The 24,698-nt window shown below is 57.6% G+C and carries 27 protein-coding genes, 1 tRNA gene and 2 pseudogenes; 8 read left to right on the top strand and 22 right to left on the bottom strand.

Annotated features, from left to right (window positions below; translation table 11 throughout):
- Positions 1-29 precede the first annotated feature (29 nt).
- Genes ACHPFG_RS12355 through ACHPFG_RS12335 form a run of 5 tightly spaced genes read right to left on the bottom strand, consistent with a single transcriptional unit; the run spans position 30 to position 4,178 of the window.
- The gene (locus ACHPFG_RS12355) at positions 30-302 is read right to left on the bottom strand and encodes a DUF2160 domain-containing protein (RefSeq protein WP_027607297.1); all 273 of its coding nucleotides are present in this window, start codon (positions 300-302) and stop codon (positions 30-32) included.
- A gap of 10 nt (positions 303-312) precedes the next feature.
- The gene (locus tag ACHPFG_RS12350) at positions 313-1,113 is read right to left on the bottom strand and encodes a carbohydrate ABC transporter permease (protein ID WP_003174634.1); all 801 of its coding nucleotides are present in this window, start codon (positions 1,111-1,113) and stop codon (positions 313-315) included.
- Positions 1,114-1,123: 10 nt separating this feature from the next.
- Positions 1,124-1,990: a carbohydrate ABC transporter permease gene (locus ACHPFG_RS12345; RefSeq protein WP_025858174.1), complete on the bottom strand. Its 867-nt coding sequence runs from the start codon at positions 1,988-1,990 to the stop codon at positions 1,124-1,126.
- Positions 1,987-3,084 carry an ABC transporter ATP-binding protein gene (locus tag ACHPFG_RS12340; protein WP_431702704.1) on the bottom strand — a complete coding sequence of 366 codons (1,098 nt, stop codon included), beginning with the start codon at positions 3,082-3,084 and terminating at the stop codon, positions 1,987-1,989. Before ACHPFG_RS12340 ends, ACHPFG_RS12345 begins: the two co-directional genes overlap by 4 nt.
- Positions 3,084-4,178, bottom strand: a complete 1,095-nt coding sequence (locus ACHPFG_RS12335) for an ABC transporter ATP-binding protein (RefSeq protein WP_431702702.1) — start codon at positions 4,176-4,178, stop codon at positions 3,084-3,086. Before ACHPFG_RS12335 ends, ACHPFG_RS12340 begins: the two co-directional genes overlap by 1 nt.
- A 263-nt stretch (positions 4,179-4,441) precedes the next feature.
- Here ACHPFG_RS12335 and ACHPFG_RS12330 point away from each other — a divergent pair, with 263 nt between their 5' ends.
- Complete coding sequence (locus tag ACHPFG_RS12330) at positions 4,442-6,259, top strand: sigma-54-dependent Fis family transcriptional regulator (protein ID WP_131698016.1); 1,818 nt, start codon at positions 4,442-4,444, stop codon at positions 6,257-6,259.
- 246 nt (positions 6,260-6,505) lie between these two features.
- Here ACHPFG_RS12330 and ACHPFG_RS12325 read toward each other — a convergent pair whose 3' ends face one another.
- The gene (locus ACHPFG_RS12325) at positions 6,506-8,617 is read right to left on the bottom strand and encodes a TonB-dependent receptor family protein (RefSeq protein ID WP_431702699.1); all 2,112 of its coding nucleotides are present in this window, start codon (positions 8,615-8,617) and stop codon (positions 6,506-6,508) included.
- Positions 8,618-8,857: 240 nt separating this feature from the next.
- Here ACHPFG_RS12325 and ACHPFG_RS12320 point away from each other — a divergent pair, with 240 nt between their 5' ends.
- On the top strand, positions 8,858-9,016 hold the full coding sequence (locus tag ACHPFG_RS12320) for a hypothetical protein (protein WP_172681441.1): 159 nt from the start codon (positions 8,858-8,860) through the stop codon (positions 9,014-9,016).
- 4 nt (positions 9,017-9,020) lie between these two features.
- On the top strand, positions 9,021-9,647 hold the full coding sequence (locus ACHPFG_RS12315) for a helix-turn-helix domain-containing protein (RefSeq protein ID WP_431702697.1): 627 nt from the start codon (positions 9,021-9,023) through the stop codon (positions 9,645-9,647).
- 54 nt (positions 9,648-9,701) lie between these two features.
- Here ACHPFG_RS12315 and ACHPFG_RS12310 read toward each other — a convergent pair whose 3' ends face one another.
- The 5 genes from ACHPFG_RS12310 to ACHPFG_RS12290 form a co-directional block, all read right to left on the bottom strand.
- Positions 9,702-10,199: a hypothetical protein gene (locus tag ACHPFG_RS12310; protein ID WP_431702695.1), complete on the bottom strand. Its 498-nt coding sequence runs from the start codon at positions 10,197-10,199 to the stop codon at positions 9,702-9,704.
- Between the two features lie 269 nt (positions 10,200-10,468).
- Positions 10,469-10,738: a hypothetical protein gene (locus tag ACHPFG_RS12305; RefSeq protein ID WP_431702693.1), complete on the bottom strand. Its 270-nt coding sequence runs from the start codon at positions 10,736-10,738 to the stop codon at positions 10,469-10,471.
- Positions 10,739-10,862: 124 nt separating this feature from the next.
- Complete coding sequence (locus tag ACHPFG_RS12300) at positions 10,863-11,612, bottom strand: hypothetical protein (protein ID WP_065941790.1); 750 nt, start codon at positions 11,610-11,612, stop codon at positions 10,863-10,865.
- A gap of 596 nt (positions 11,613-12,208) precedes the next feature.
- A complete protein-coding gene (locus ACHPFG_RS12295) occupies positions 12,209-12,493 on the bottom strand; it encodes a hypothetical protein (RefSeq protein ID WP_431702691.1) in 285 nt (94 codons plus the stop codon).
- Positions 12,494-12,522: 29 nt separating this feature from the next.
- Complete coding sequence (locus ACHPFG_RS12290) at positions 12,523-13,419, bottom strand: hypothetical protein (protein ID WP_431702689.1); 897 nt, start codon at positions 13,417-13,419, stop codon at positions 12,523-12,525.
- A gap of 350 nt (positions 13,420-13,769) precedes the next feature.
- Here ACHPFG_RS12290 and ACHPFG_RS12285 point away from each other — a divergent pair, with 350 nt between their 5' ends.
- Positions 13,770-14,243, top strand: coding sequence for a hypothetical protein (locus ACHPFG_RS12285; protein ID WP_431702687.1), 474 nt, complete (start codon positions 13,770-13,772; stop codon positions 14,241-14,243).
- 52 nt (positions 14,244-14,295) lie between these two features.
- On the top strand, positions 14,296-14,586 hold the full coding sequence (locus ACHPFG_RS12280; protein ID WP_431702685.1) for a hypothetical protein: 291 nt from the start codon (positions 14,296-14,298) through the stop codon (positions 14,584-14,586).
- 148 nt (positions 14,587-14,734) lie between these two features.
- Here the strand turns inward: ACHPFG_RS12280 and ACHPFG_RS12275 are convergent, their stop codons facing one another.
- Positions 14,735-15,451 carry a class I SAM-dependent methyltransferase gene (locus ACHPFG_RS12275; RefSeq protein ID WP_431702683.1) on the bottom strand — a complete coding sequence of 239 codons (717 nt, stop codon included), beginning with the start codon at positions 15,449-15,451 and terminating at the stop codon, positions 14,735-14,737.
- 964 nt (positions 15,452-16,415) lie between these two features.
- On the opposite strand from ACHPFG_RS12275, the gene ACHPFG_RS12270 reads away from it, so the two are divergent.
- Positions 16,416-17,228, top strand: a complete 813-nt coding sequence (locus tag ACHPFG_RS12270; protein ID WP_431702681.1) for a hypothetical protein — start codon at positions 16,416-16,418, stop codon at positions 17,226-17,228.
- 516 nt (positions 17,229-17,744) lie between these two features.
- On the opposite strand, the gene ACHPFG_RS12265 is transcribed toward ACHPFG_RS12270, so the two are convergent.
- The gene (locus ACHPFG_RS12265; protein ID WP_431702679.1) at positions 17,745-17,999 is read right to left on the bottom strand and encodes a hypothetical protein; all 255 of its coding nucleotides are present in this window, start codon (positions 17,997-17,999) and stop codon (positions 17,745-17,747) included.
- Positions 18,000-18,483: 484 nt separating this feature from the next.
- Positions 18,484-18,756: pseudogene (locus ACHPFG_RS12260) on the bottom strand (DUF4113 domain-containing protein); the annotation flags it as partial.
- On the opposite strand from ACHPFG_RS12260, the pseudogene ACHPFG_RS12255 reads away from it, so the two are divergent.
- Positions 18,755-19,005 (top strand): annotated as a pseudogene (locus ACHPFG_RS12255) (integrase); the annotation flags it as partial. The pseudogenes ACHPFG_RS12260 and ACHPFG_RS12255 overlap by 2 nt on opposite strands.
- A 116-nt stretch (positions 19,006-19,121) precedes the next feature.
- On the opposite strand, the gene ACHPFG_RS12250 reads toward ACHPFG_RS12255, so the two are convergent.
- Positions 19,122-19,212, bottom strand: a tRNA-Ser gene (locus tag ACHPFG_RS12250).
- Between the two features lie 152 nt (positions 19,213-19,364).
- Here ACHPFG_RS12250 and ACHPFG_RS12245 point away from each other — a divergent pair.
- A complete protein-coding gene (locus ACHPFG_RS12245; protein ID WP_048728419.1) occupies positions 19,365-20,036 on the top strand; it encodes a Bax inhibitor-1/YccA family protein in 672 nt (223 codons plus the stop codon).
- A 63-nt stretch (positions 20,037-20,099) separates the two neighbouring features.
- Here ACHPFG_RS12245 and murB read toward each other — a convergent pair whose 3' ends face one another.
- Genes murB through ACHPFG_RS12210 form a run of 7 tightly spaced genes read right to left on the bottom strand, consistent with a single transcriptional unit; the run spans position 20,100 to position 24,620 of the window.
- A complete protein-coding gene (gene murB, locus ACHPFG_RS12240) occupies positions 20,100-21,119 on the bottom strand; it encodes a UDP-N-acetylmuramate dehydrogenase (protein WP_431702677.1) in 1,020 nt (339 codons plus the stop codon).
- Positions 21,116-21,580, bottom strand: coding sequence for a low molecular weight protein-tyrosine-phosphatase (locus ACHPFG_RS12235; RefSeq protein ID WP_431702675.1), 465 nt, complete (start codon positions 21,578-21,580; stop codon positions 21,116-21,118). Before ACHPFG_RS12235 ends, murB begins: the two co-directional genes overlap by 4 nt.
- Positions 21,580-22,344: a 3-deoxy-manno-octulosonate cytidylyltransferase gene (kdsB, locus tag ACHPFG_RS12230; RefSeq protein ID WP_065927093.1), complete on the bottom strand. Its 765-nt coding sequence runs from the start codon at positions 22,342-22,344 to the stop codon at positions 21,580-21,582. Before kdsB ends, ACHPFG_RS12235 begins: the two co-directional genes overlap by 1 nt.
- Positions 22,341-22,526, bottom strand: coding sequence for a Trm112 family protein (locus ACHPFG_RS12225; RefSeq protein ID WP_003174668.1), 186 nt, complete (start codon positions 22,524-22,526; stop codon positions 22,341-22,343). The genes kdsB and ACHPFG_RS12225 overlap by 4 nt, the downstream gene beginning before the upstream one ends.
- Positions 22,527-22,549: 23 nt before the next feature.
- Positions 22,550-23,560 carry a tetraacyldisaccharide 4'-kinase gene (gene lpxK / locus ACHPFG_RS12220; protein WP_431702672.1) on the bottom strand — a complete coding sequence of 337 codons (1,011 nt, stop codon included), beginning with the start codon at positions 23,558-23,560 and terminating at the stop codon, positions 22,550-22,552.
- The gene (locus tag ACHPFG_RS12215; RefSeq protein WP_431702670.1) at positions 23,560-23,988 is read right to left on the bottom strand and encodes an ExbD/TolR family protein; all 429 of its coding nucleotides are present in this window, start codon (positions 23,986-23,988) and stop codon (positions 23,560-23,562) included. Before ACHPFG_RS12215 ends, lpxK begins: the two co-directional genes overlap by 1 nt.
- Complete coding sequence (locus ACHPFG_RS12210) at positions 23,985-24,620, bottom strand: MotA/TolQ/ExbB proton channel family protein (protein WP_431702668.1); 636 nt, start codon at positions 24,618-24,620, stop codon at positions 23,985-23,987. The genes ACHPFG_RS12215 and ACHPFG_RS12210 overlap by 4 nt, the downstream gene beginning before the upstream one ends.
- Positions 24,621-24,698: the final 78 nt, after the last annotated feature.

Raw genomic sequence — 24,698 nt, 5'->3', positions numbered from 1 at the left:
GACCTCCTGGTTGTTTATTCATAAGGGCACTAGCCCCAACGCATCACACTCAACAGCCATACCAGGGAGAGCGCGGACGCTACCCAGATGCTCCAGTCGGTAACGCCGATCACCAGCAAATGCAGGTAGGCGCTGCCGAGAAGACCGATAAACAAGCGATCACCACGGGTGGTGCTGATCGGCAGGACGCCGCGCCGCGGGATGCTCGGCGAGCGCAGCTCCCAGGTGGTCATGCCGGCCAGAATCAGGGCAATGCCGCCAAAGAACAGTGCAGTGGGGGTGGTCCAGGCCATCCATTCCATCATCGACTCCTCAGACCCGGCCCAGGGCAAAGCCCTTGGCCACGTGGTTGCGAACAAACCAGATCACCAGCATGCCGGGCAGGATGGTCAACACCCCCGCCGCTGCCAGCACGCCCCAATCGATACCCGACGCCGACACCGTGCGCGTCATCACCGCCGCGATGGGCTTGGCGTTAACCGAGGTCAGGGTGCGCGCCAGCAGCAGCTCGACCCAGGAAAACATGAAGCAGAAAAACGCGGTCACGCCGATGCCGGAGCCGATCAACGGGATAAAAATCTTCACGAAGAACTTGGGAAAACTATAGCCGTCGATGTAGGCAGTTTCGTCGATTTCCTTGGGCACTCCGGACATGAAGCCCTCCAGGATCCACACCGCCAGTGGCACGTTGAACAGGCAGTGGGCCAAGGCCACAGCGATGTGCGTGTCGAACAGGCCGATGGACGAATACAGCTGGAAAAACGGCAGCAGGAACACCGCTGGGGGCGCCATGCGGTTGGTCAGCAGCCAGAAGAACAGGTGCTTGTCGCCCAGGAAACGATAGCGCGAGAAGGCATAGGCTGCCGGCAACGCCACGCTCAGGGAAATCACCGTGTTCAGGCTCACGTAGTACAGCGAGTTGAGGTAACCGGTGTACCAGCTCGGGTCGGTGAAGATCACCTTGTAGTTGGCCAGGGTGAAATCCTGCGGAAACAGGGTCAGCCCGCCGAGGATTTCGGTGTTGCTCTTGAAGGACATGTTCAGCAGCCAGTAGATCGGCACCAGCAGGAACAGGATGTAGATCAGCAGCGGAATAACCTTGCGCTTGCTCATGTTGGCGGCCTCAGCGGTTGGCGTCGGAGTGGGTCATGGCGGTGTAGAACAGCCAGGACACCAACAGGATGATCAGGAAATACACCAGGGAAAACGCTGCCGCCGGGCCCAGGTCGAATTGGCCTACGGCCATCTGGGTCAGCGTCTGACTGAGGAACGTCGTGGCGTTACCCGGCCCGCCGCCCGTGAGGACGAAGGGCTCGGTGTAGATCATGAAACTGTCCATGAAGCGCAGCATCACCGCGATCAGCAGCACGCTTTTCATCTTCGGCAACTGGATATGTCGGAACACCGCCCACGCCGAGGCCCGATCGATACGCGCCGCCTGGTAGTACACATCCGGGATGGCCCGCAGCCCGGAGTAGCACAGCAGCGCCACCAGTGAGGTCCAGTGCCAAACGTCCATCACCAGCACCGTGACCCAGGCGTCCATGGTGTTGGCCGCGTAGTTGTAGCTGATCCCCAGGGCGTTGAGGCTGTAGCCCAGCAGGCCGATATCGGCGCGACCGAAGATCTGCCAGATGGTGCCCACCACGTTCCACGGAATCAGCAGCGGAATGGCCAGGATGATCAGCACCAGCGACGACCAGCGGCCCTTGGTCGGCATGGTCAGGGCGATGGCGATGCCCAGGGGGATTTCGATCAGCAGCACGCAGGCCGAATAGATGAACTGGCGCAGCAGCGAGTCATGCAGGCGAGGGTCGAGCAGCACCTGTTTGTACCAGTCGGCGCCGACAAAGTAGCGGCTGGACTGGTCGAAGATGTCCTGCACCGAATAGTTGACCACCGTCATCATCGGGATCACCGCACTGAACGCCACCAGCAGGAACACCGGCAACACCAGCCACCAGGCCTTGTTGTTCTGCACCTTGTTCATGGCAGCACCTCCAGCAGGTAGTCGTCGGCATACACCATCAGCCACTGCGCGGGGAAGCTGATACAGGCCTTGCCCTCCGGCACGGGTTTGTCTTCGGCCAGGCGTATCTTCAGCGGGGCGCCGTCGAGGTTGAGGGTCATTATCTTGTAGGTGCCGAGGTCTTCGAGGTGAGTGACATCGGCTTGCAGGGCGTCAGGGTTGTACTCGTCCCAGACGTGGATAAATTCCGGGCGAATGCCCACCTGCAGCTTCGTGTAGTCGGTGCTGGCAATGCGTTGCTGCATAGTCTCGGACAACGGCAGGTGAGTACCGGCAAACCGCACACCTCCGGCCTCGGCCTGCACCTCGATCAGATTCATCCCAGGGCTGCCGATGAAATAGCCGACAAAGGTGTGGCTCGGCCGCTCGAACAACTCACGGGGCGTGCCGAACTGCACGATCTGCCCGCCGTACATCACCGCGATCTTGTCGGCGAAGGTCGAGGCCTCAAGCTGGTCATGGGTGACATAGACCATGGTGATATTGAACTGCTCATGGATCTGCTTGAGCTTGCGCCGCAGCTTCCATTTCAGGTGCGGGTCGATCACCGTCAGCGGTTCGTCGAAGAGGATGGCCGACACGTCGTCACGCACTAGGCCACGGCCCATGGAGACTTTCTGTTTTTCATCGGCCGTGAGGTTGCGGGCTTTTTTGCTGAGCAGGGTTTGCAGGTCGAGGACCTCGGCAATCTCCTGCACCTTGCTGTGAATTTTCGCCTCGGCCATGCCCTGGTTCCGCAGGGGAAAGGCCAGGTTATCGAACACGGTCATGGTGTCGTACACCACCGGGAACTGGAACACCTGGGCGATGTTGCGTTTTTCCGGGGTGAGGTCATTCACCACTTTGCTATCGAACAGCACCTGCCCTTCGGACGGGCTGAGCAGGCCGGAGATAATGTTAAGCAACGTCGACTTGCCGCAGCCCGACGGCCCGAGCAAGGCGTAGGCACCGCCCTGCTCCCACACGTGGTTCATTTCCCGTATCGCGTAGTCCTCTGGCCCGTTCGGCGTAGGACTGTAGCTGTGCGCCAGGTTCTGCAAATGGATCTCGGCCATCAGGCAACCCTCGCAACACGGCGCCCGGGGGCCTGGACCAAGCGGCCCTGGCCATCGAACACAAACAGTTTATGGGTGGGGATATACACACGGATCGGCGCGTCGACGTCGTACTCATGCACCCCCGGCAGGTGCAGCACCAGCAGGAAATGCTCGCTGCGCACATGCAGGAAGGTTTCCGAGCCGCTGATCTCGGCGACTTCCACGGTCACCGCCAGCTCCAAGTCGTCGTCGTTGCTCGGCACCAGGCTGATATGGCTGGGCCGCACGCCGAAGCGGAATTCGCCTTCGCCGATGGGGCGCAGGTCGACGTTCAGCGGGAAGTGCACGAAATTGGCGAAGCTCACCTCGTTACCGCTGATACGCCCCGGCATCAGGTTGATCGGCGGCTCGGAAAACAGCTCGGCGGCCAACACGGTTTGCGGCTGGTGATAGACCTCGGCGGCCTTGCCACTCTGAATCACCCGGCCTTCGTGAAGAATGGTGGTGGTGCCGCCCAGGGCCAGGGCCTCGTTGGGCTCGGTGGTGGCGTAGATGGCAATGGTATGCCGCGCCTTGAACAACTCGCGCATTTCCTGACGCAGCTCTTCGCGCAGTTTGTAGTCCAGGTTCACCAGCGGCTCGTCGAACAGGATCAGCTCGGCATCCTTCACCAACGCGCGGGCCATGGCCGTGCGTTGCTGCTGGCCACCGGACAACTCCAACGGGTGGCGCTGCAGGAATTTCTCGATGCGCAGCATCTTTGCGGTTTCCAGCACTTTGCTCTGGATCACCTCGTTGGACACACCGGCCTGGCGCAACGGCGAGGCGATGTTTTCGAACACGGTCATGGTCGGGTAGTTAATGAACTGCTGATACACCATCGACACGTTGCGCAGACGCACCGGCTTTTGGGTGACGTCCACGCCGTTCATCAGGATGCGGCCGCTGTCGGGCTTATCCAGGCCCGCCATCAGGCGCATCAGGCTGGTCTTGCCGGACAGGGTGCGGCCAAGCAAAACGTTGAAGGAACCGGCTTCGAAGCGCAGGTTGGCGTCGTCGATCCAGGTTTGACCTTCGACGACACGGGAGACATGTTCCAGGGTCAATGACATGACACGACCTTTTTATTATTGGAATGAATCTGGCCATTCGTCAGAGCGAGTTTCGTGCCAAAAACGGCAGGTGCTTGATCCACAAGGAAATGGGTGAAACGTGATGTTCAGGAGCGAACAGAAATGAACAGATCAGGCTGAACAATTGAACAATCCGGAGGTTGACAATGAACAGTTATGAACAACACTCTTTGAACCCGATTGACTTGGTTACACCCGTTGGATTGTGCAAGACCCCAAAACAATAAAAAGAAGGTCGCCCCATGGCCGAACCCCTGGCTCACGACACCCTTATCCAGGAATCCTGGCGCCGTTGCCGCGCCTTCGGCCTGGACCACCAGAGCACACCGAGCTTCGATCAACTGCCCGCCGAGGGCATCAGCCAACTGCTGGAAAGCCAGCATTCCCTGGTGCAGACCACGCATCAGGAAGTCCTGCCCTACTACGAAAACATCCTGAGCAATTCCAACTGCCTGATCATGCTGGCCGACAACCAGGGCCAGGTGCTGACCAGTTGGGGCACCCAGCGCTTTATCGAGCCCAAGCTGGCCCGGGGGTTCAGCGCCGGGGCCAGCTGGATGGAACGCTCCAGCGGCACCAATGCCATCGGCACCGCGCTGGCCTGCGCCCAGGCGGTGCATATCGAACACGACGAACACTTCCTCAAGGCCAACCGCTTCATGACCGGCTCGGCGGCGCCGATCTTCGATGCCCAGCGCGAAATCATCGCGGTGCTGGATGTGTCCAGCGACAGCTACCTGCCGCCCTCTCACACCTTGGGCATGGTCAAGATGATGAGCCAGACCGTGGAGAATCGGCTGATCCTCAACCTGTTTCGCGGTGAGCACTTCCAACTGACATTCAACACTGGCCTGAGCAACCTCGACAGCCAATGGGCCGGCCTGCTGATCTTTGACGAGAGCGGCCAGGTGCTCTCGGCCAACCGTCGTGCCGACAACTTGCTGGGTATCAGTCTGTCGCGGGTGATGATCGACAGTTTGTTCAAGGTGTCGCTGCTGGAGTTGCTCAATCAGCCGGAGGGCCTGCCCTTTTCGCTGCAGGCGGCGGGACGCAATCGCTTCCAGTGCCTGCTGAAACGACCGAAGCAGATGCCGGTGCAGGCGCGGGTGTTCAGCGAGCCCGTTGCGCCAAAGCCCGCCGCGATTGGTTTGAAGACCCTGCACTTTGGCGATGCGCGCGTGGAAAAAGCCGTGCGCCAGGCCGAGCGTTTGCTGGAGAAGGACATCCCGCTCCTGATCCACGGTGAAACCGGCGTGGGCAAGGAAGTTTTCGTCAAGGCCCTGCACCAGGCCAGTTCCCGCAGCCAGCAGGCGTTTATCGCGGTGAACTGTGCGGCGATTCCCGCTGAGTTGGTGGAATCGGAACTGTTCGGCTACGAAAAAGGCGCGTTCACCGGCGCCAACCAGAAAGGCAGCATCGGCCTGATCCGAAAGGCCGACAAAGGCACGCTGTTCCTCGATGAAATCGGCGATATGCCGCTGCCGACGCAAGCGCGCCTGTTGCGGGTATTGCAGGAGCGTTGCGTGCAACCGGTCGGCAGCAGCGAGTTGTTCCCGGTGGATTTGCGCATCATCTCGGCCACTAACCGGGCCTTGCGCGAGCGGGTCCAGGCCGGGCGTTTTCGCGAGGATTTGTACTACCGCATCGGCGGCCTGACCCTTGAATTGCCGCCATTACGCGAACGCAGCGACAAGCGGGCGCTGTTCCAGCAGCTGTGGCAGCAGCACCGTGAGCCGACCCAATGGGCCGGGCTCAGCGCCGAGGTGCTGGCGTTGTTCGAGCAGCACCCGTGGCCGGGCAACCTGCGTCAGGTGAGCAGCGTATTGCAGGTGGCGCTGGCGATGGCCGAGGAACAGCCGATCCGCCCGGAGCATCTGCCGGACGATTTTTTTGTCGACTTGAAAGTGACGGCGCCGCTTCCCGCCAATGAGTACCTGGATGACAGCATCGACCTGACCCAGCGTTTGAAGGCGGCCGGTGGGAATATTTCCCACCTGGCGCGGGAGCTGGGCGTGAGCCGCAACACCCTGTACAAGCGCCTGCGCCAAGGCAATGACTGAACGCCTGTAGCCGTCCTCTATCGCGTAGCCGTTTCTTGCGCATCCCGTAGCCATCATTGCGACCCCTCAAGCGATACTGGGGCAAGGGGCTCACATGCGCCGAAAGCACCACGAATCAAATGCGGGAGGGAGCTTGCTCCCGATAGAGGGTGGGGCAGTCAGCTTATCTGTAGCTGATACACCGCTATCGGGGGCAAGCCCCCTCCCACCGTTTGATCTCCATGCAGCAGGTACCTGGGTGTCCTCTTAGCGCCAGCTCCACGACACTCCGGTGTAGATCCCGCGTCCATCGGCCGGTGTGGAGCGTGCGACATCCAGGCCCTTGTCGTCGTAGCCCGGCGTGACGGTGTTGGCGTAGCGGCGGTTGGTGAGGTTGCGCAGGTCGACCCAGGCTTGCCAGTCCTGCTTGGGTGCGTCGTAGCCAAAGGTGGCGCCCAGGAGGGTGTAGGACGCGGCGTAATAGGAATTGGCGTAGTCCACCGCCACCCGTGAGGAATACTCGGTGTTGAGGCTGGTGTAGAAACCGGTCGGGTGGCTGTAGCACAGTTGCGCCTGATAGTAGTGCTTGGGGATGCTCGGCAAGCGGTTGCCACCGAAACGGTCGTCGTCGCGGTAGTGGAAATCGCTGAAGGTATAGGCCTGGCGCACATCGAGCTTACCGCTGCGACCGCCGTCCCACAGCGGGCTGAGCAGGCCCAGTTCCACGCCCTGGTGCACGGTGGGGCTGGCGTTGGACTCGGCGACGATGGCATTGCTGGTCGAGGTCTGTGCCTGGGTTTCCACGGTGAGCAGTTCGTGCCGCACTTCGGAGCGGTACAGCGCCAGGTCCCACTGGCCGAGCCATGCTTCGCCACGGCCACCGATTTCCAGGGTGGTGGCGGTCTGGTTTTTCAGGCTGACGCCTTCGCGGGCCAGGCCTTTGGCTGCACCACTGGCAAAGTATTTGTTGGAACCCCAGATCATCGACCATGCGTGCGGTGGCTCGACCGAACGGCTCAGGTTGCCGTACACCTGCAACTGCGGGTTGAAGTCATAGCGCAGGCCGATGCGCGGCGCGTAGTCCCAGTCATGCTGGCTGAGCGGCGCCTGGCCTTCGGGATAGGTGACCTGGGTTTCACGGCGGGTGTAGATCGCGGCCAGGCCGGTGGTCAGCCACAGGCCCTGGACCAGCTCCAGGTCGTTACCGATATGCAGCACGGTGTCGGAACCCAGGTAGCTGTAGTCGCGGGTCTTGGTGCCGGGGGCGTAGGTTGCGGTGTTGCCGGCTGGCGTGCGCACGTATTCCGATGCGCCGTTGTTGGGCATCGCCTGGGTGGTGCGCAGGCCGAGGGTGGTGTTGCTGTCGTGGCCGAACAACGTGTCCTGGCGGATGTAATTCAGGGTGCTGCTGATATCGGTGTAGGCCACCTTGAGGCGGTTGGTGCCTTCGCGCAGGTCCATCGGGTAATCGTGGTACGCCAGCCCGACTTCCAGGCGCGAACTGTCGTCCAGCTGCAAGGTGGTCTTGTTGGCGATCCAGGTGGAGCCCGGTTGCAGGCGCTTGGAATCACGGGCGGCGTTGAGGCTGTTGGCGGCGCGCGGGTCGTGGCTGATCTGGGCGCGGGTGAGTTTGCCGGGGGTGTCGTTGGTGGTTTCGCGGTAACGGAAATAGAAGCGGGTTTCCAGGTCCGGGTTGAAGCGGTAGCCGAAGTTGGCGGCCATGCCTTTGCCGGTGGCGTCGCTCTGGCGCTGGTAGCCGTCGGATTCCGAGTCGGTGAGGCTGATGTAGTAGTCGGCATCCCCCAGCACCTGGCCCGAACTGATCTCGCGCTGGGCATAGCCACGGCTGCCGGCTTCGTAGCGCACTTGCAACGTGGGCGCGTCGTAGCCGGTATGGGTCACGTAGTTGACCGCGCCACCCAGCGCCAACGCGCCCCGATCGAAGCCATTGGCGCCACGCAGCACCTCGACGCCGCTCTGCCACAACGGGTCCTTGAGTTCATAAGGGGTGCCGCCGGGGCCGGTCAGCGGCAAGCCATCGAACATTTCGTACAGCCCTGAAGCATGGGCACCCGGGCTGCGGTTCAGGCCAGAACCGCGAATGGACAGCTTCACCCCTTCATTATTCGCCGCCTTGGCGTACACCCCCGGCTGGTACTTGAACACGTCTTCGTTGGTGCTCACCCGCCCCTGCTGCACGCTGCTCATGTCGATGTAATTGGTGGCGCCGGGCACGCTCTTGAGCTGCGCCTGGGCCACTTCGCCAGCGCTGGCCTCCGGCGTGGTGACTTCGACCGGCGCCAATTGCAGGTCTTCGGCGTGCACCAGCGAGCTTAAGGTCAGGGCGGCAAACAGGAACGGAGGTGGGCGCAGCGGCATGGACGGATCCTTGGAATTCGGGGGCGTGAAAGGCTGGGCCATCACGCGAACAGTGATGGGAAGACAACGATGCTCGCCAAGTCACGCCTTAATAACGGACCAGCCCCCTCCCACAACAGCGTCAGACCGGATTTATTTTTTAAGTCCAAAATCGAATTAATACATGCAAACTCAGTATTTAAAGAAATAACCAGTACGCATTACTGTGGAGCCATCGAGTCACCTACGAGATCGCCTCCCATGCCTGCATCCGCCACCGTCATCGACTTTACCCTCCACCGCAAACGCCGCCAGGCACGTGCAACGGCCGAGTTGATGTGGGCAATGTACGCGGCGCGCGCAGGGTTGGCGGTGTTTACCACCCACGCCGCAACGCCCAGCGATACGCGCCGGGCGTAGGCCGATGAATTTCCTGCATGTGATTCCCGAACCGCCCGAACCGCTGCCCAAACCCAACACCGATGACGATGTGATCAGTTTGTGCGTGGCGCATAACCTGCAACGCCTGCGCAGCAAACGACACTTGTCACTGGATGCCCTGGCACGCGCCTGCGGCGTGAGCCGGGCGATGCTGGCGCAGGTCGAATCCGGGCGCAGCGTGCCGTCGATCAAGGTGTTGTGCAAAATTGCCAAGGGTCTGAAGGTGTCGGTGGCGGCGTTCCTGGAAGATCGCGCGTTCGAAGGGGTTGAAGTGTTGCCGGCGCAGCAGAGCAAACGCCTGGTGAGTGCCGATGGCGCGTTTATCAGCCGGGCGCTGTTTCCCTACGATACGGCGCGCCAGTCCGAGTTCTATGAGATTCGCCTGCGGGCGCTTGGGGAGGAAGTGTCCAAAGGCCACGGGCCGGGCATCCAGGAAAACCTGGTGGTGGCCCAAGGTGTGCTGGAAGTCAGCGTCAATGACGAACGCTACTTGCTGTCCACCGGCGATTCAATCCTGTTCTACGCCGACCAGCCCCACCGCTACCGCAATCCGGCGGACAGCGAAGCCGTGGCGTTCCTGGTGATCACCTACCCAGAGCGGCTGGATTAATCACGCAAAAAAACGCCCCGACTTATCGGGGCGTTTTTTACGGCGCGGGACCTGTCAGCAGGTGCAGCACATCATCGGCATGCCGTTGCAGCTCATCATCATGGGCATGGCGCAGTCTTTCATCATTTTGTTCATGAGCATGCAGCAGTTGTTCATCATGTCCATGCTCATGCCCGGCATCGGCATTATTTTGCACAGCATGCCATCGGTCATCATGGTGCATTCCATGATGCACTTCATCAGGGGCATCGGCATGCCCATCATCGGCATCATGTTCATGCCGGTCATCATGGCCATGGCGTCGGCCGACATGCACATCATCGACATATTGGCGCACTGCATCATCATCGGCATGCCGCAGTTCATCATCATCGCCATCATTTCGGCATTGGTCTTGAACTGAGCCATGTCCATGCCGGCTGCCGGCTTCATGGTGCACATCATGGCGTCAGCGGCCATTTCGCATTTCATGGTGGCCATCATCATCGGCATGCCCATCATCGGCATCATTGGCATGGAGGTGTTCATCGGCATCTGCATTGCGTTCATCATGTTCGAAACTCCGTAATCGACAGGAAATGGCTAGGTTATGGCGCCGATTCTAGAGAGGCCGGAGGGCTGCGCAAGACGCCGGCAGAGCAGCAGGAATGGATGTTCCCAGGCACGCTTAGTCGAACAAAACAGCTGTATTTGGCGTGATAACAGTGATTAGGACGCTATTGCGTTACTTACATCCGTTACCTGGCGGTTATAGACGTCATGGATATTCGATTGAGGAATCTCGTCCAATCTTAAGGAAATAAACGGTCTAACGGATGACGCTAGCCGTCGGGCTTTTCCAGCGACTGCATCAATTCATCGGCCTCCGACCCTGGTGGTAGCCTGAACCCATGCATTTCATCAGCGGCAAGAATTTCACCCAGAGCGGTGAGCAACTGCGCCTCTGTCGGCGAGTCTCGCAGCAGTTTATGCGCGGGCAGTAACAACTCGGAGGGAACGCCCTGAACGCTCGCGGCGTCGATCACAGCGAAGAGGATAAAGCGCAGGCGTATTTCGCGGTCCGTCGGCCAAGCCGTTTTTCGCTTACCCAAGGTAGGGCCTCGTTTTTTCAGAAAAATCCGAGGCTATTGTGCATAGACAGGTGTTTCAAGCATCGGGATGCAAGATAGGCAGATTCCTACGTCCAAAGGAGAAACAGCATACCGAACAACCCAATTACTGCACCGGCAGGAAATTCATCAACAACAGGCTTTGGGCATAGTTAAGCCCAATACGGCGGTAGCGTTCGTCGAGCATCTGGGTCAACAGGTCAAGGCGCGCAACAATCTTGCCGAACTCGACGGCGAAACTCAGGTTGCTGCCCTCCTCCGATATCTCGTTGGAAAACAGGAGCAGGACACCGTTTGCATCCTGGCGCTTGCTGAGCAGCCAGGTGGCCTTCTCGATATTGCGCGCGGCGTTGCTGACGAACTGCGGGTTGATCGAGTCGGTAATGTAGAACTCGGTACGCCCACCGTGGGCGGTCACGATCATGCTGCCGATGGCATAGATAAACGCCCCGACCCGATCGCCCTGAAACTCAGGGCTCAAGGAGTAACTCAGCGCCGCCAGGTCGCGACGCTCCCCGAGTGCGGGCAATGAGCGGCGCTGCTCAATGGCCAGGCGGATCTCCCGCGCAGCGCTCACCGCATCCGGATAACCCGACTGGCGCCACTGGTTGGGGTTGCGCAGATAGAGCTTGTTCATGAGCAAATACAGGCTTTGCAAGTTGTCGCGCATGCCCAGAGTCGCCATGCGATCGACACTGGTCTGGAAGAACTCATCAGGTTTGCCGTTGCTGAACTGCTTGGCTATGTCCCGGCCCTGCTGTTGGGTGCAGCCACTGGCGCAGAGCATTAACACCACGGCCAGCCACAGTGGCCGACGCACTCGTCGAGTCTTGAATAAAAGTAACGTGCGAGCCATCGGCACCCGATCTGGTTCTTTCGCCCGCGCGGGAAATCGGCAGGGCTGGGACAAAGATAGATTGGAGAAATGAAAAAAAGTGCGATGGGCTGGGTAGATAGTTGTAAACAGAGCCTGCCGAGGGCTGAATCGGCCCAATCGTGAAAGATTCGTTTCAGGGCCTATACTCAATGGAACAGTTGCGAGTGTTGTTGGCGATCCAGGGAGGATCTACATCGCGTACGGCACTTCCCCCCGCAGCTGTACAGGAGGGTAGCGCAGATGAAACATCCCATTCGAGCTCAGATTTTTGTCCAGATGATATGCCTGCTTTCGGTGGCTCAGTTGTTCTGCTGAGCCATTCGGCACGGCTTTCAACATCAGCTGCGAGTGCGGCGGGGGTCGGCCTCGCCCTTTATTTGAGGCCCATCATCTTAATCCCACCCCGCCCACCGGGAAGACAGTCGCGTATGCAGCCATTCAATGATGCGCAAAAAGTCAGGAACCGTCGCATCGCCCCTCAAACCGTTAGTTGGACGCCCGCCTACGTGACCGACGGGGAAACTTACACCAACTACCGTGTCAGCCTCGAACAGCTTGCCGAGCGGTCGGTAGCCTTACTTGAGCAGGGCAATCACCGTGCAGACAATCATGATCGCCAGCGCCGGCCACTGCATGGGCATGAAAAAGAAGTGATGGCGCACGCCATCTTCATGCACCTGCCGGTTCAGGACAAAGCCCAGCACGGTGTTGATGCCCGAGCCAATCCCCAGGCCCATCAACAGTTGCATCAGTGAGGTATTGCCGGGTTTGACGCTGGGGTCGGGCCATAACCCCATCAGCAACAACACCATGGCTACCGGTGTAAACAGCGTCAGCCAGCCTGCTCCGCGATAGATCATCGTTTAATCCTCATAAATGACACGATGGCTCAAACCGGCTCGCGTGCTTGCTCTTCAGTCGCAAACACTGCATCGAGTGTATTGAGGAAGAGGTCGTGGCTCAGAATACCGGTGGCGATGGTCGACAACACGGGTTTGCCGCTCTCGTCTTTGATCACCACCTTTTCAGTCCAGGCATTGAGGTCGACGGTACACAGCGACGACATTGGCACCTTGCGCCCCTGGTATTCGAGGAAATCCTGGCTCACCACAATCGGCGTCGTGGTGATTTTGAGGAAGTTGCCGCTGACGCGCTTGCCCCAGACCTGCCCGGAGCTGATGCAATTGAACCTGACCGCCCCGCCCGACTCCAGCGTCGCCATCACCTCCCGCAGACGTGCGCGTACGTGCAACTCACGAACCAACTCCTGGAAGTCGTGAAAGCCCTTGAGGCTCTCGATCACTCGATGAAACGGCTCGGAGGCATTACGACGGTAGGCCACGTTGGTGATCATGCCGGTCAGCACGGTTTGCCCGGAGCCAAACAGATACAGGTCGTCAATCTCGGCAAAGGCGGTGTATTCCCGCTGATCGTTGATGATGCGCTCGATGCCGTGCTCATACACTGCGTAGCGCGGCGCACGCAGTTTCCTGTGCCAGGCGTAAGCGGCAAATACAACAAGCCCGAGAACGGCCAGCAAAGCGCTGGTGGCGTAGATCAAGGTATGTGGGTTACTGAAACTGAAGGCCATGCCACGGGACGTTTGGAGACTGACCGGCCCCTCGTTGCCCGGTGGCAGGATCGTGCCCAGATACAACACAAACCAGGCGAGACCTAACAACACAACGCCAACTATCAAACTGAAAATCAGAAAACCCTTGCCGTGACGGAAACTGGCGATCAGTTCGCCGGTGGCGAAAGGCGTTTGGGAGGGGGATGACTGCATAAAGCTTACGTCCTTGTAATGGGTAGCGCGCGCCGCGGTTTACGCAGAGCCGATTGAGCCGTGCCCCCATTGGGCAGGCTTGGCACAGCAGGTTGGAACAAGGCTAATTAACATCGTTCCTTGTGCGTAGGGGTTAATGCGGACGGGTTCACATAGTTCGCGGCACTGGGTTGGTTTTTTGCGCGAAGAACAGTGGTCAGCGTTTTGCCCTAAAAATGCCCTAAGATTCTCCCGCCCAGACCCAATGCTGAGACACTAACGAAGAGAACGAATCATGAGTCAAACCGTAAAACAAGCAGAGGCTGCATTGGCAGCCGCGCAAGCGGACTACCTGAGTGAGCTGCAGCGCGATGCAGAGCGTGGCGAAGGAAGTGGCGCGCAAGAACGCCGCAGTACGGGCTTTGGCAATAACAGGGGGCCGTGATCGCTTTCATGACAATTGGCAAAGAATTCCCATGATTGAAATTTTGCTCGTAATCATTGCTACTCTCCTGGCGGTGATATGCATCTTTACTATTGGAATCCTCTTCAAGGTTTCCCAAGCCAAGGCCGGCTTTTCGTCCCTTATTCAGACCTCCGTAGCTCTTCACGACATAAGTGCTGACCAATGCAGAGAGAGGTTCGAATTGACTACGGCTTACTTGGAGCAGTTGGTCGAGGCAACCGTTAACGCTGAGCGGAGTATTTCAGAGATCAAAGACGTTACTGATGTGATTTATCGGTACAAATTGCCTAATGCGGCAGAGAGAAAACTCCTGGATCAGATCGAGATCGACAATGAGGTTTCGAACGACATTCTGAATTCTCACAGACGCCATCTATAAGATGGCGACTTAGCTCGTATTTCTCCATCGCGCAAATACAACGGGAAATAGCATGGAATTTAATGAGTTAATCGTTTTTGGCGCGCTGATCGCATCCACCCTTTCAGCTTTCTGTGCATGCTGGAAATTCAGTAGGTTCGTGATCGAAAAGAATAATCCTAAAGCCGCCGAAAGATGGCGTAAAACGGCTGCCTATGCCGCTAGTGACGGGAACTACACGCCATCTGAAATCCGACATATAGAACAGTCGCATTATAGGCCGCATTTCAAGACGGTTTGTATCTGGACTGTCGTGTTCGCTATTACTTTGCTGATAACTTTAGCTTCCGCTACCTGGCTTTAATTTAAAGATTAAGGGAGGACTCAAAGGGTTTTTATCGACCAATTAAATCGTCCCTAGACTCGTAGACACCTTTAAATGGCCGCTCCTGGCCGACAGTTGTCCGTCATGAGCGGCTGCTCCGGCCAAAAGCAGTCATTCGTGACCATGTTCAGACCACTTTGCACGACAACCACGCCCCCCAGAAAAGGCTGCTGAAGAAACGGGTAGCGTCTCCAAACCCGGCGTCATGCAAGAGTTTTTGAACCGCCGCCTCGGAATGTGGAGGATCAGCGCCTTGAAGGATTTTCCCAAGCTTGACCTTCACTTCATCCGCGCTGGCTCCATGCTGCCGCCACCGCTGCCCCCAGGCCGCAAGCAGTAACGGCTGGCTGGCATAAGCGTATTGATTCCCGGCGACAATCAGCGGTGCACCCGGTTTTAGATGAGCCCGAATGGATCGTAAAATTTGTCGCTTGGCGTCATCTCCATCGAGATGATGGAGTACACCGATCAAGGTCGCTGCGTCGTATAACTCGTCTGCTGCCAGGTCTTCAACTTGCCCAAGATGCATGGCCGTTCTTTCAAGCAAGTTGTTTGCCTCTAACTGCTGCTTCGCTGCCTCCAGCATCGGCTCGGATGGGTCAACGGCCGTGAAGCGCCAACTCGGTTCAAGCTTGGCCATCGCAATAATCTCCTGCGCCGTACCGCCAGCGCCAACGACCAGTATTTTTGCCGAACTTGTATTGCCCAGGCTTGCCGCCAGCATGCACGCGGCCAAGTCTTGGCAGGCGTCATATCCAGCTAGCGCAATACGGCTCTGTCGTCCGTACTCATTAGCTCGTGAGGTATCAAATTTTTCAGCTGAGTCGAGAGGGGATGATTTCAATGCGGTTCTCCATGTCCTGAAATCAAGCTACGCCAGACGCAGCAATAATAAAAATTCATTAATTTTATGTGGCGCATTCCTGCAAGGAATGCGTGACTCAAAAATTGCTGTTTGCTTGAGCTGTACTATGGCTATGGTGATAGCTGGTAGCGGCAACCAGAACCACTGCGCAAGCTATTGAAATTGAAGGGCTGCAGGCTGGATATGTGTTAGTTCCTGCAGGTTGTGAATTCTTTATCCATCCGATGTGTCAAAAACAGCAACTCTTGGTTTAAAGAATTCTGGTTACCTGCCGCTATAGAGGTTGAGTCTTGCTGTCTTTTCTATACAAGACGAGGGAAAATGCTTTCGCGTCATGGATGTATGACCTAAAGCTACTATCCTTTTGCATCAAAAAGGCACTTGTAGTTAAGGTGCTTACCGAAACGCGGAAGGACAAGAGTTATAGTGATTATCAAAATTAAAGGGATATTTATGAGATTCGCTAAACTGTTCGGGGCAGCAACTCTATTCGCCTCTATGATTGCATCTGCCCAAGCAGGCACAATCGTCACCGTGAAGGTGAAGAACTCTACGACCGATCCAGCCGCGCACATTTTCGAGTACTTTTCAGGGAGTGTAGCCCCACCCAAGTACGATTCTGCCGTCTGCAACGACAACATTTGCCCTGACCAGTGTCGCGGATACGGTTTCAGGAATGCGGTTCGTCTATACTTCAGGTAATAAGAAATGTCGTTTTGCAGCAAGCCACCAAGTCAATCCAACGACTAAAGCTCCTAGCTGGACTAAAATGGGCACTAGCACTGGTTCCGATAACGCTACTTGCAATGCAAATATCACAGCAATTCAATCGGCGCCTCCCTATAACTATACTGTCGAATTTGAAATCAAATAATCCGGCATTTGTATAGGAACCCTAGCTGAAGATAGCACTCGAGCTATCTTCAGCGTATGGAGTATCACCATGGATATTTCGATTAAATCGTATCAAGCAAGTACACAGGCAAAGATTTCTACACAAGAGAAGCTTCCTTCGTCCAACCCTGTAAATTTACCTTCAGGGGATGCCGCCTTCAAGACGACGGAGACCGTCACAATCTCCGATTCTGCACGGGCACTGTACGCATTAAGTAACGCTGATGATAAACAAGCATCTATGTCCAATAGTGATTTAAAAGGACAATATGCAAAAGGTCAGAGCGATATGTACAATTTCGGGCAGCGGATTGCTGGCGGGAATCTTAATAATGAGGATCTCCTTCCCAAAACAGACGACCCTACCCGTTTGGCGTTAGGTCAGCAGTCACTAGATTACGCAATTGGGCTTTCTAAACTCCCCCCCGAAAAACTTCCAAACCCATTTGAAGGTATGGCCCGAAACGGGCTAAGCAATATTGTTTATGATGATTCAGGAACCTATACAGATGCAGAACGATATGCCGCTTATGGGGAGCTTAGTAAGCAGGATGAAACATATTTTTCCAAGTTGTACGCCAATATAACGAACGGCGGTGACAACAGTGAAATCTTCAAAGGCATCATGGACTATTTCGATGATCTTCCAAGGGTCGAGAAAGCGGCATACCCTGATGCCTTTAGGGACAATATAAAAAGTCTTTACCAAGAGCAGTTAGGACAATCGGGGCCGCTCGCCCTTCTCAGGCAATCGACTGAAAACGACTCTGATAAATTGTCACCGAGCTTCTTCAACAAGGAACAATCACCGGAGCAGATGTTACAGGCCGTCTTAGAAAAAGCGGCTGATGTCCAAAAGTAATGGGTCAGTTTTCAATCAGCTCCAACTGGGAAATTGCACTCCACTTGCCCCCCCATTTGCATTCGAATTGATCAGTCGTTTGCATTGGACGTGACCAGGCATTTACATTGGACTTGACCACTTGCCTAGCGAATGATGGGAAGGCTACAACAGCGCTACGGGGGGCGCTACCTGGGGTGTGCCAACAGCGATGCACATCCAACCCCATGTTCTGAGTGCCGACGTCTTTTTAAACTCCTCGACCAGATCGGCCGCAATTTCTATGTCCGTCCGCAACTCGTCACGCGGTCGATCTCGGCCATTGCGCCGCCCTGCCAGCTTCTGCATCAAGAATGCAGGTCGTCCCATCAATGTCATTCAAATCTGGGCCTCTGAAGCTTATCAGCCCTCAATCACAAGCACTGGTTTTTCATTGCAAATAATGTCTATCCACTCATCTGTGACAATTGCCAAATGAAAAATCGGATCATCTTTATAAATATCAAGCGATATCATTATGTAGCCATGCTAAAAATCTCAACTCTCGACTAAAAATAATGAGGTTTCGATTTCCCTGGGAATCAGCTGTAACGAAACAAGCCTCATGCTCTCGTTTGCTACGCGTATTGCGGCGGGGAGTTGAATAAAGTCTAAATAGAGTCTTCTAACTGCAACTCCTGATTCTTTAAGGTGAACGCGCATGCCGCTGTCATAGGCAATTCGTTCGAAGGTTGCTCTACCTAAAGCAGGCAAGCCTAATTCACTCCATGGGCGGAATATTTGTGTATTCATGTCAGCATTCTTTAATCGTAATGTATCTGATCACTGGCTCTCTTTACGGCAGGTCGTTGTATTTCGATGGTTGGCCGACCGCCGCCGTTATTGGGACGAGCAAGAGCTCGCCTACCGTCTTCTAAATTCCCTACACGCACACCGTTACCATTGTCTCCCACGTTTGAGGGATTCATACAGGCAAAATCTTTGTTGGTTTCATCGAAGCCGCCAGGTCTTAGCGACTGACAACAGGCCTGTCCAGTGGCTGCTTCTGGCCGAGGCTGTGTAAAAACGTTTTTCAGCGTGACAGGTACTCATAATCGGACTGGAAATCGCGCTTCTATGCGAAATCCACATCTGGCTGACGGGCCAATAAATTTCAGATTTAACGTAGACGCGCACACTTCAATTTTTGCGAAGCGTTTTTACACACTCTGGGCCGAAAGCGGTCCGTTCCCGCAAGAAGGCATGAAGCTAGGCTCAATCAAGCCGAAAGCTTCCGTTATTTGCATGTAATCGACCAAAGCTGATCTAGCTTGATCATGTAGCTTCGGCTCATCATCTCCCTGCGCATAGCCCAAACTGGGTTGCTGGGCACGCTGGCTGAACGCAGCGTTCCCCTGCCTCATCGACCATTGATGTCGTCCAGCGCCGTCATTACTCGGGTGGACTCGGCAGGCTGCGAAATAGCGAAAAGATCATCGGTGTACTCGCCGGGCTGACACAGGTTGAGCAGCATCACTTCAGCCTTACTGTATTTGAAGCCTGGCTGGTACGGAAAAAGGATGACGAAAGGCATGTTGCGCCTGCGCTGGGACAAGGCAAGGGAGAAGGCGCTGGATCAGGGCGAACCTATGCTTGCAGCAAAGATTGGAGGGTTTCAGTTTCGTGACATCCGACCCAAGGCGGTATCGGAAATCATCGATATTGGCGACGCAAGCCTACTGCTGGGACTCATAGCAAACAGGAGATCACCAAACGAGTTTACAGGAGGATTGGCGCCACTGCTAAACCATCAAAATAGGCAAAGTTTCGGAACTCCTACCCGAAAGTTTCGGAACGCCTATTCAAAACCGGCGTTATCTATCCAAACCCCAGAAACACAAAAGCCCCGCTAGTGCGGGGCTTTCGTTTGAATCTTGGCGGGAAACCAGGGATTCGAACCCTGGGAACGCTATTAACGTTCGCCGGTTTTCAAGACCGGTGCATTCAACCACTCTGCCAATTTCCCTTGTGCGTCACAGGATTATGGTAGCCCATCCTGTCTCAGCGGGCGCCATAATACCCGAATGAAACACACTGTCAAACTCTCGCCATAGCTTGTTACAGAGCGTCTGTTATGATCTTTGCGACTGAACGTTTCAAAACCGAAGGAGTGTCGCCATGCGCGAACAGAATTACGCAGTGAATGGTAACGCGCAGGCTGAGCAGCTTGAAGTCAGCCGCGTGTTGCGCAACACCTATGGCCTGCTCGCCCTTACCCTCGCATTCAGCGGCGTAATGGCGTTCGTGGCCCAGCAGATGCACGTCGGCTACCCGAATATCTTCGTCGTACTGATCGGTTTCTACGGCCTGTTCTTCCTGACCAACAAGCTGCGTGACTCGGCCTGGGGCCTGGTGTCGGCGTTTGCCTTGACCGGTTTCATGGGCTTTATCCTCGGCCCGATCCTCAACCGTTACCTCGGCATGGCCGGTGGTGCGGAAGTGGTCAGCTCGGCGTTTGCCATGACAGCCCTGGTGTTTGGTGGTCTGTCGGCCTACGTGCTGATCACCCGCAAGGACATGAGCTTCCTGGGTGGTTTCATCACCGCAGGCTTCTTCGTGTTGCTGGCGGCGGTGGTTGCGGGCATGTTCTTCCAGATCAGCGGCCTGCAACTGGCGATCAGCGCGGGTTTTGTGCTGTTCTCCTCCGTGTGCATCCTGTTCCAGACCAGCGCCATCATCCACGGCGGTGAACGCAACTACATCATGGCGACCGTCAGCCTGTATGTGTCGATCTACAACCTGTTTATCAGCCTGTTGCAGATCTTCGGCATCATGAGCCGCGACGACTGATTTACTCGCTGCATAAAAAATGCCCCGTATCGAAAGATGCGGGGCATTTTTGTTTTCACTGCATTAGTACTGGTTGGGTTCCATTTCCAGCTCGACCTTGAAACGCTGGGCGATGTCCCGCTGGATACGCAGGGCCAGGTTGGCAATATCGTGCCCTGTGGCGCCGCCATAGTTGACCAGCACCAGCGCCTGCAGGGCATGCACGCCGGCATCGCCGTCACGAAAGCCCTTCCAGCCGGCCTTGTCGATCAGCCAGCCAGCGGCCAGCTTCATCTGTCCATCCGCCTGGGGGTAGGCAACCAGGTCCGGATACAGCGCCTGTAACTCTTCAGCCAGGGCCTTGGACACCAGCGGGTTCTTGAAGAAGCTGCCAGCATTGCCAAGCACTGCCGGGTCGGGCAATTTTTCGCTACGGATGCTGCAAATCGCGCGACTGACATCGCTCGGTGTCGCCTCGGTAATGCCCTGCCCCGCCAGGCGCTGCTGCACTGGGCCGTAGTCGAGCTTGAGGTGGCTGACGCGGCTCAGGGCGAAGCGTACCCGCAGGATCAGCCAGCGTCCGGTTTCGTGCTTGAACAGGCTGTCACGGTAGGCAAAGTTGCATTCTTCCAGGCTGAAGTCGCGCAGTTCGCCCGTCTGGCGGTCCAGAGCGGTCAAGCCGGCAAAGACGTCCTTGATCTCCACGCCGTAGGCGCCGATGTTCTGCATGGGGGCAGCACCGACGGTGCCGGGGATCAGACTGAGGTTTTCCAGGCCGCAGAAGCCCTGTTCCAGGGTCCACAGTACGAACGGGTGCCAGCCTTCGCCTGCTTCGGCTTCGACCACCACCTGCACGCCATCATCCTGCAACACACGAATGCCTTGGGTGGCCATGCGCAACACCAGGGCAGGAATGTCCTGGGTCAGCAGCAAGTTGCTGCCACCGCCGATCACCAGCAAGGGCAACGCCTGGGTCGACGCATAGGCCAGTGCCTCGCGCACATCGGCATCACTGCGAGCCTCGGCGAAGAATTGGGCACGCACATCAATGCCAAAGCTGTTGAATGGCTTGAGCGACACCTGCGCCAGCACTTGCAAGGTCATAAACGCCCCTTCAATTCGATCACCAATAAATCACACGCCTGCTCAATCAGGTCCAGGACCCGTTCGAAGCCTTGTTCGCCCTCGTAGTAGGGATCTGGCACCTCGTCCACTTCAGCGTCATAGCGGCGCAGGAACAGGTCCAGCTCCGCCTTGCCCTGGCCGGGCTGCAGGGCCTTGAGATTGCGCAGATTGCTGTTGTCCATGGCCAGGATCAGGTCGTAGCGCGCAAAGTCGGCGCGGGAGACCTGCTGGGCACGCTGGGCCGACAAATCGTAGCCGCGTACCAGCGCCGCACGTTGGCTGCGCTGGTCCGGCGGGTTGCCGACATGCCATTCGCCGGTGCCGGCGGACGCTACGCCGACCTGCCCCGCCAACCCGGCTTCGCGCAATTTATGGCGCAGTACGCCCTCAGCGGTGGGCGAGCGGCAGATATTGCCCAGGCAGACAAACAGAACCTCCATCAGGCCCCCAACAGGCGACGGACGCGCTCAAGATCTTCCGGGGTATCGACACCCGCAGGCGGTGCTTCCAGGGCGTCCCCCACGTGGATACGTACGCCGTGCCAGAGGGCTCGGAGTTGCTCCAGGGATTCGGTATTTTCCAACCAGCACGGGCCCCAACTCACGAAGTCATGCAGAAAACCGGCACGATAGGCGTAGATACCGATATGGCGACGGTACGGCACGCCTTCCGGCAGCAGGTCAGGGTTCCTGGCGAAGGCGTCACGCGCCCAGGGCAGGGTCGAACGGCTGAAGGTCAGCGCCAGGCCGTTGACATCACTGACCACCTTGACCACGTTCGGGTTGAACAGGGTGTCGATGTCTTCAATCGGCTCGGCCAGGGTCGCCATACGCGCTTCACCATGGGCAGCCAGGTTGGCGGCCACCTGGTCGATCACGCCTGGCGGGATCAACGGCTCGTCGCCTTGTACATTGACCACGATGGCGTCTGGCGCCAGGCCCAACTGCGTGGCCACTTCGGCCAGGCGGTCGGTGCCGGAGTTGTGATCTTCACGGGTCAGCACCGCTTCGGCGCCGAACCCTTTGCAGGCTTCGATGATGCGCGGGTCATCAGTGGCCACCACGACACGCTCAGCGCTGCTTTTGCAGGCCTGTTCCCACACCAGCTGGATCATCGGCTTGCTGCCGATCAGTTGCAGCGGCTTGCCCGGCAGGCGTGTCGAGGCGTAGCGGGAAGGAATGACAACGGTAAAGGCTGTGGTCATTTATCCAGGCGCTCGTCGGTGGTCAGGGTGCGGGCTTCGCTTTCCAGCATCACCGGGATGCCATCACGGATCGGGTAAGCCAGGCCGGCGCCCTTGCTGATCAGCTCGGTTTTATCGGCGCTGAGCTTGAGCGGGCCTTTGCAGATCGGGCAAGCGAGGATGTCGAGCAGTTTGGTGTCCATGAGTGTTTCCTGGATAGCAGCGTTTAAGGCAAAAGACGGGCGGGCAGCAGGCGCATCAGCTGCGTGTCGAACCAGGCGACGAACGCTGGCGACGGCACCGCATCCACCGCAAGGTACCACCAGTCGGGCTGGGCAAAGGCGCGGCACTTCACCGCGTCCTTCTCGGTCATGACCAGTGGCAATGACGGGGTAAAATTCAAGACCTCGGCGCTGTAGGGCGCGTGGTCGGCAAAAGCATGGGGAATCGGCTGCCAGTGTAGCGTTTCAAGGGTGTTGAAGAAACGTTGCGGGTTGCCGATACCGGCAACCGCGTGTACCTGCTGCCCCTCAGGAAAATACGCCACCGACTTGCGCTCGCCACTGTGCAGGTTGACCAGTGCGGTGGGCTGCAGGCGAAACGCAAAGCCATCGTCGCGATCCGAGCCGGCACCGTTGTAGAGCAGCGCATCAACACTGTGCAAACGCTCAACCGGTTCGCGCAATGGCCCGGCCGGCAGGCAACGGCGATTGCCCAGGCCTCGGGCGGCGTCGATCAGCACCAGTTCCAGGTCACGGGCCAGGCGGTAGTGTTGCAGGCCGTCGTCGGAAAGGATCAGGTCAAGGGCCTCGCTGGCGAGCAGGGCCTTCACCGCACGACTGCGGTCGGGATCGATCATCAGGGGCACGCCGCAGCGTTGCACGATCAGCAAAGGCTCGTCACCCGCCACCGTGGCGCTGTGGCTCGCCTCGACGCGCCATGGCAACTGCGGTGGCTTGGCGCCATAGCCGCGACTGACCACACCGACGCGCAGGCCACTGCGTCGGCAGTGCTCGATCAACCACAGGATCAACGGCGTCTTGCCGGTGCCGCCCACGGTGATATTACCGACCACCACCACCGGCACCGGCGATTGATAGATCTCGCCCTCTCCTGCCAGGAACCGCGCGCGCTTGCGTTGCACCACCCGGCGATACAACGATTCCAGCGGACGCAACAACGCGAGCCCCGGATGGCCCTCGTACCAGGCCTTGAGCAAACGATCGGACATGGCCATCAGGGTTGGCTCGCCGCCTCGACAGTGCTCATACGCAGATGGCTGAAACCGAGCTTGCCGGCAGCGTCCATCGCCGTGATCACGGCCTGGTGCTGGGTCTTGCCATCGGCACTGATGGACAACGGCATCTTGGTATTGCCGCCGGACTCTTTCTCCAAGGCGGCGATCAGGCTGGCAAGGTCGTTTTTCTCCAGCAACTGGTTATTCACCGAAAACGCCCCGTCGGCGCTGATGGCGATGTCCAGTTGCTTGACTTCCTGGTCTTCTGCCGGCGAACCACTCACGGCTTCCGGCAGATCGACACGCAGTTCGGTCTGCCGTGTGAAGGTGGTGGTGACGACAAAAAACAGCAGCAGGATAAACACCACGTCGATCAACGACGCCAGGTTGATGTCGACATTTTCCCGTTGCTTGCGGCGAAATTTCACGCTTTGCCCCCAACCAGGTCCACATCACGGTCGCCCTGCACCACTTCCACCAGCTTGATGGCTTCCTGCTCCATACCGACCACCAGTTCATCGATGCGCCGCTGCAGGAAACGGTGGAAGAACACCGAAGGAATACCGACCATCAGGCCCGCCGCTGTAGTAATCAGGGCCTTGGAGATGCCCCCGGCCAGTACGGCCGCGTTGGTGGTCATGCCCGAGCCCATGAACGAGCTGAAAATATCGATCATGCCCAGTACCGTCCCCAGCAAGCCGAGCAACGGCGCCATGGCCGCGATGGTGCCGAGGGCGTTGATATAGCGCTCCAGTTCATGGATGACCCGGGCCGCGGCCTCTTCGATGCACTCTTTCATGATCTCGCGACCATGCTTTGAATTGGCCAGGCCGGCGGCGAGGATTTCACCCAGCGGCGAGTTGGCGCGCAGTGCCTTGAGTTTGTCCTTGTCCAGCTGCTTGTTCTTGATCCAGCCCCAGACCTGCCCCAGCAGATGCTCGGGGGTAACGCGACTGGCGCGCAGGGTCCACAAACGTTCGGCAACGATGCCGAGTGCGGCGATGGAGCTCAAGATGATGGGCAACATCATCCAGCCGCCAGATTTGACCAATTCCCACACAGTGAATGTCCCCTCGAAAAAGTGCGCCACTTTACCATATAGGTTCGGCGGCGGGGTTCGTCGGCCATGGACCCGTCT

The sequence above is a fragment of the Pseudomonas sp. BR20 genome (genome assembly GCF_050780135.1).
In the GTDB taxonomy this organism is placed as follows: Bacteria; Pseudomonadota; Gammaproteobacteria; order Pseudomonadales; family Pseudomonadaceae; genus Aquipseudomonas.
This window is presented reverse-complemented; position numbering and strand designations above follow the sequence as displayed.

Bases quoted from the DNA above. Each gene is read 5' to 3' on its own strand.
- ACHPFG_RS12355 (WP_027607297.1), bottom strand. From the start codon at position 302: ATGGAATGGATGGCCTGGACCACCCCCACTGCACTGTTCTTTGGCGGC.
- ACHPFG_RS12350 (WP_003174634.1), bottom strand. From the start codon at position 1,113: ATGAGCAAGCGCAAGGTTATTCCGCTGCTGATCTACATCCTGTTCCTG.
- ACHPFG_RS12345 (WP_025858174.1), bottom strand. From the start codon at position 1,990: ATGAACAAGGTGCAGAACAACAAGGCCTGGTGGCTGGTGTTGCCGGTG.
- ACHPFG_RS12340 (WP_431702704.1), bottom strand. From the start codon at position 3,084: ATGGCCGAGATCCATTTGCAGAACCTGGCGCACAGCTACAGTCCTACG.
- ACHPFG_RS12335 (WP_431702702.1), bottom strand. From the start codon at position 4,178: ATGTCATTGACCCTGGAACATGTCTCCCGTGTCGTCGAAGGTCAAACC.
- ACHPFG_RS12330 (WP_131698016.1), top strand. From the start codon at position 4,442: ATGGCCGAACCCCTGGCTCACGACACCCTTATCCAGGAATCCTGGCGC.
- ACHPFG_RS12325 (WP_431702699.1), bottom strand. From the start codon at position 8,617: ATGCCGCTGCGCCCACCTCCGTTCCTGTTTGCCGCCCTGACCTTAAGC.
- ACHPFG_RS12320 (WP_172681441.1), top strand. From the start codon at position 8,858: ATGCCTGCATCCGCCACCGTCATCGACTTTACCCTCCACCGCAAACGC.
- ACHPFG_RS12315 (WP_431702697.1), top strand. From the start codon at position 9,021: ATGAATTTCCTGCATGTGATTCCCGAACCGCCCGAACCGCTGCCCAAA.
- ACHPFG_RS12310 (WP_431702695.1), bottom strand. From the start codon at position 10,199: ATGATGAACGCAATGCAGATGCCGATGAACACCTCCATGCCAATGATG.
- ACHPFG_RS12300 (WP_065941790.1), bottom strand. From the start codon at position 11,612: ATGGCTCGCACGTTACTTTTATTCAAGACTCGACGAGTGCGTCGGCCA.
- ACHPFG_RS12295 (WP_431702691.1), bottom strand. From the start codon at position 12,493: ATGATCTATCGCGGAGCAGGCTGGCTGACGCTGTTTACACCGGTAGCC.
- ACHPFG_RS12290 (WP_431702689.1), bottom strand. From the start codon at position 13,419: ATGCAGTCATCCCCCTCCCAAACGCCTTTCGCCACCGGCGAACTGATC.
- ACHPFG_RS12285 (WP_431702687.1), top strand. From the start codon at position 13,770: ATGCAGAGCGTGGCGAAGGAAGTGGCGCGCAAGAACGCCGCAGTACGG.
- ACHPFG_RS12280 (WP_431702685.1), top strand. From the start codon at position 14,296: ATGGAATTTAATGAGTTAATCGTTTTTGGCGCGCTGATCGCATCCACC.
- ACHPFG_RS12270 (WP_431702681.1), top strand. From the start codon at position 16,416: ATGGATATTTCGATTAAATCGTATCAAGCAAGTACACAGGCAAAGATT.
- ACHPFG_RS12265 (WP_431702679.1), bottom strand. From the start codon at position 17,999: ATGAATACACAAATATTCCGCCCATGGAGTGAATTAGGCTTGCCTGCT.
- ACHPFG_RS12245 (WP_048728419.1), top strand. From the start codon at position 19,365: ATGCGCGAACAGAATTACGCAGTGAATGGTAACGCGCAGGCTGAGCAG.
- murB (WP_431702677.1), bottom strand. From the start codon at position 21,119: ATGACCTTGCAAGTGCTGGCGCAGGTGTCGCTCAAGCCATTCAACAGC.
- ACHPFG_RS12235 (WP_431702675.1), bottom strand. From the start codon at position 21,580: ATGGAGGTTCTGTTTGTCTGCCTGGGCAATATCTGCCGCTCGCCCACC.
- kdsB (WP_065927093.1), bottom strand. From the start codon at position 22,344: ATGACCACAGCCTTTACCGTTGTCATTCCTTCCCGCTACGCCTCGACA.
- ACHPFG_RS12225 (WP_003174668.1), bottom strand. From the start codon at position 22,526: ATGGACACCAAACTGCTCGACATCCTCGCTTGCCCGATCTGCAAAGGC.
- lpxK (WP_431702672.1), bottom strand. From the start codon at position 23,560: ATGGCCATGTCCGATCGTTTGCTCAAGGCCTGGTACGAGGGCCATCCG.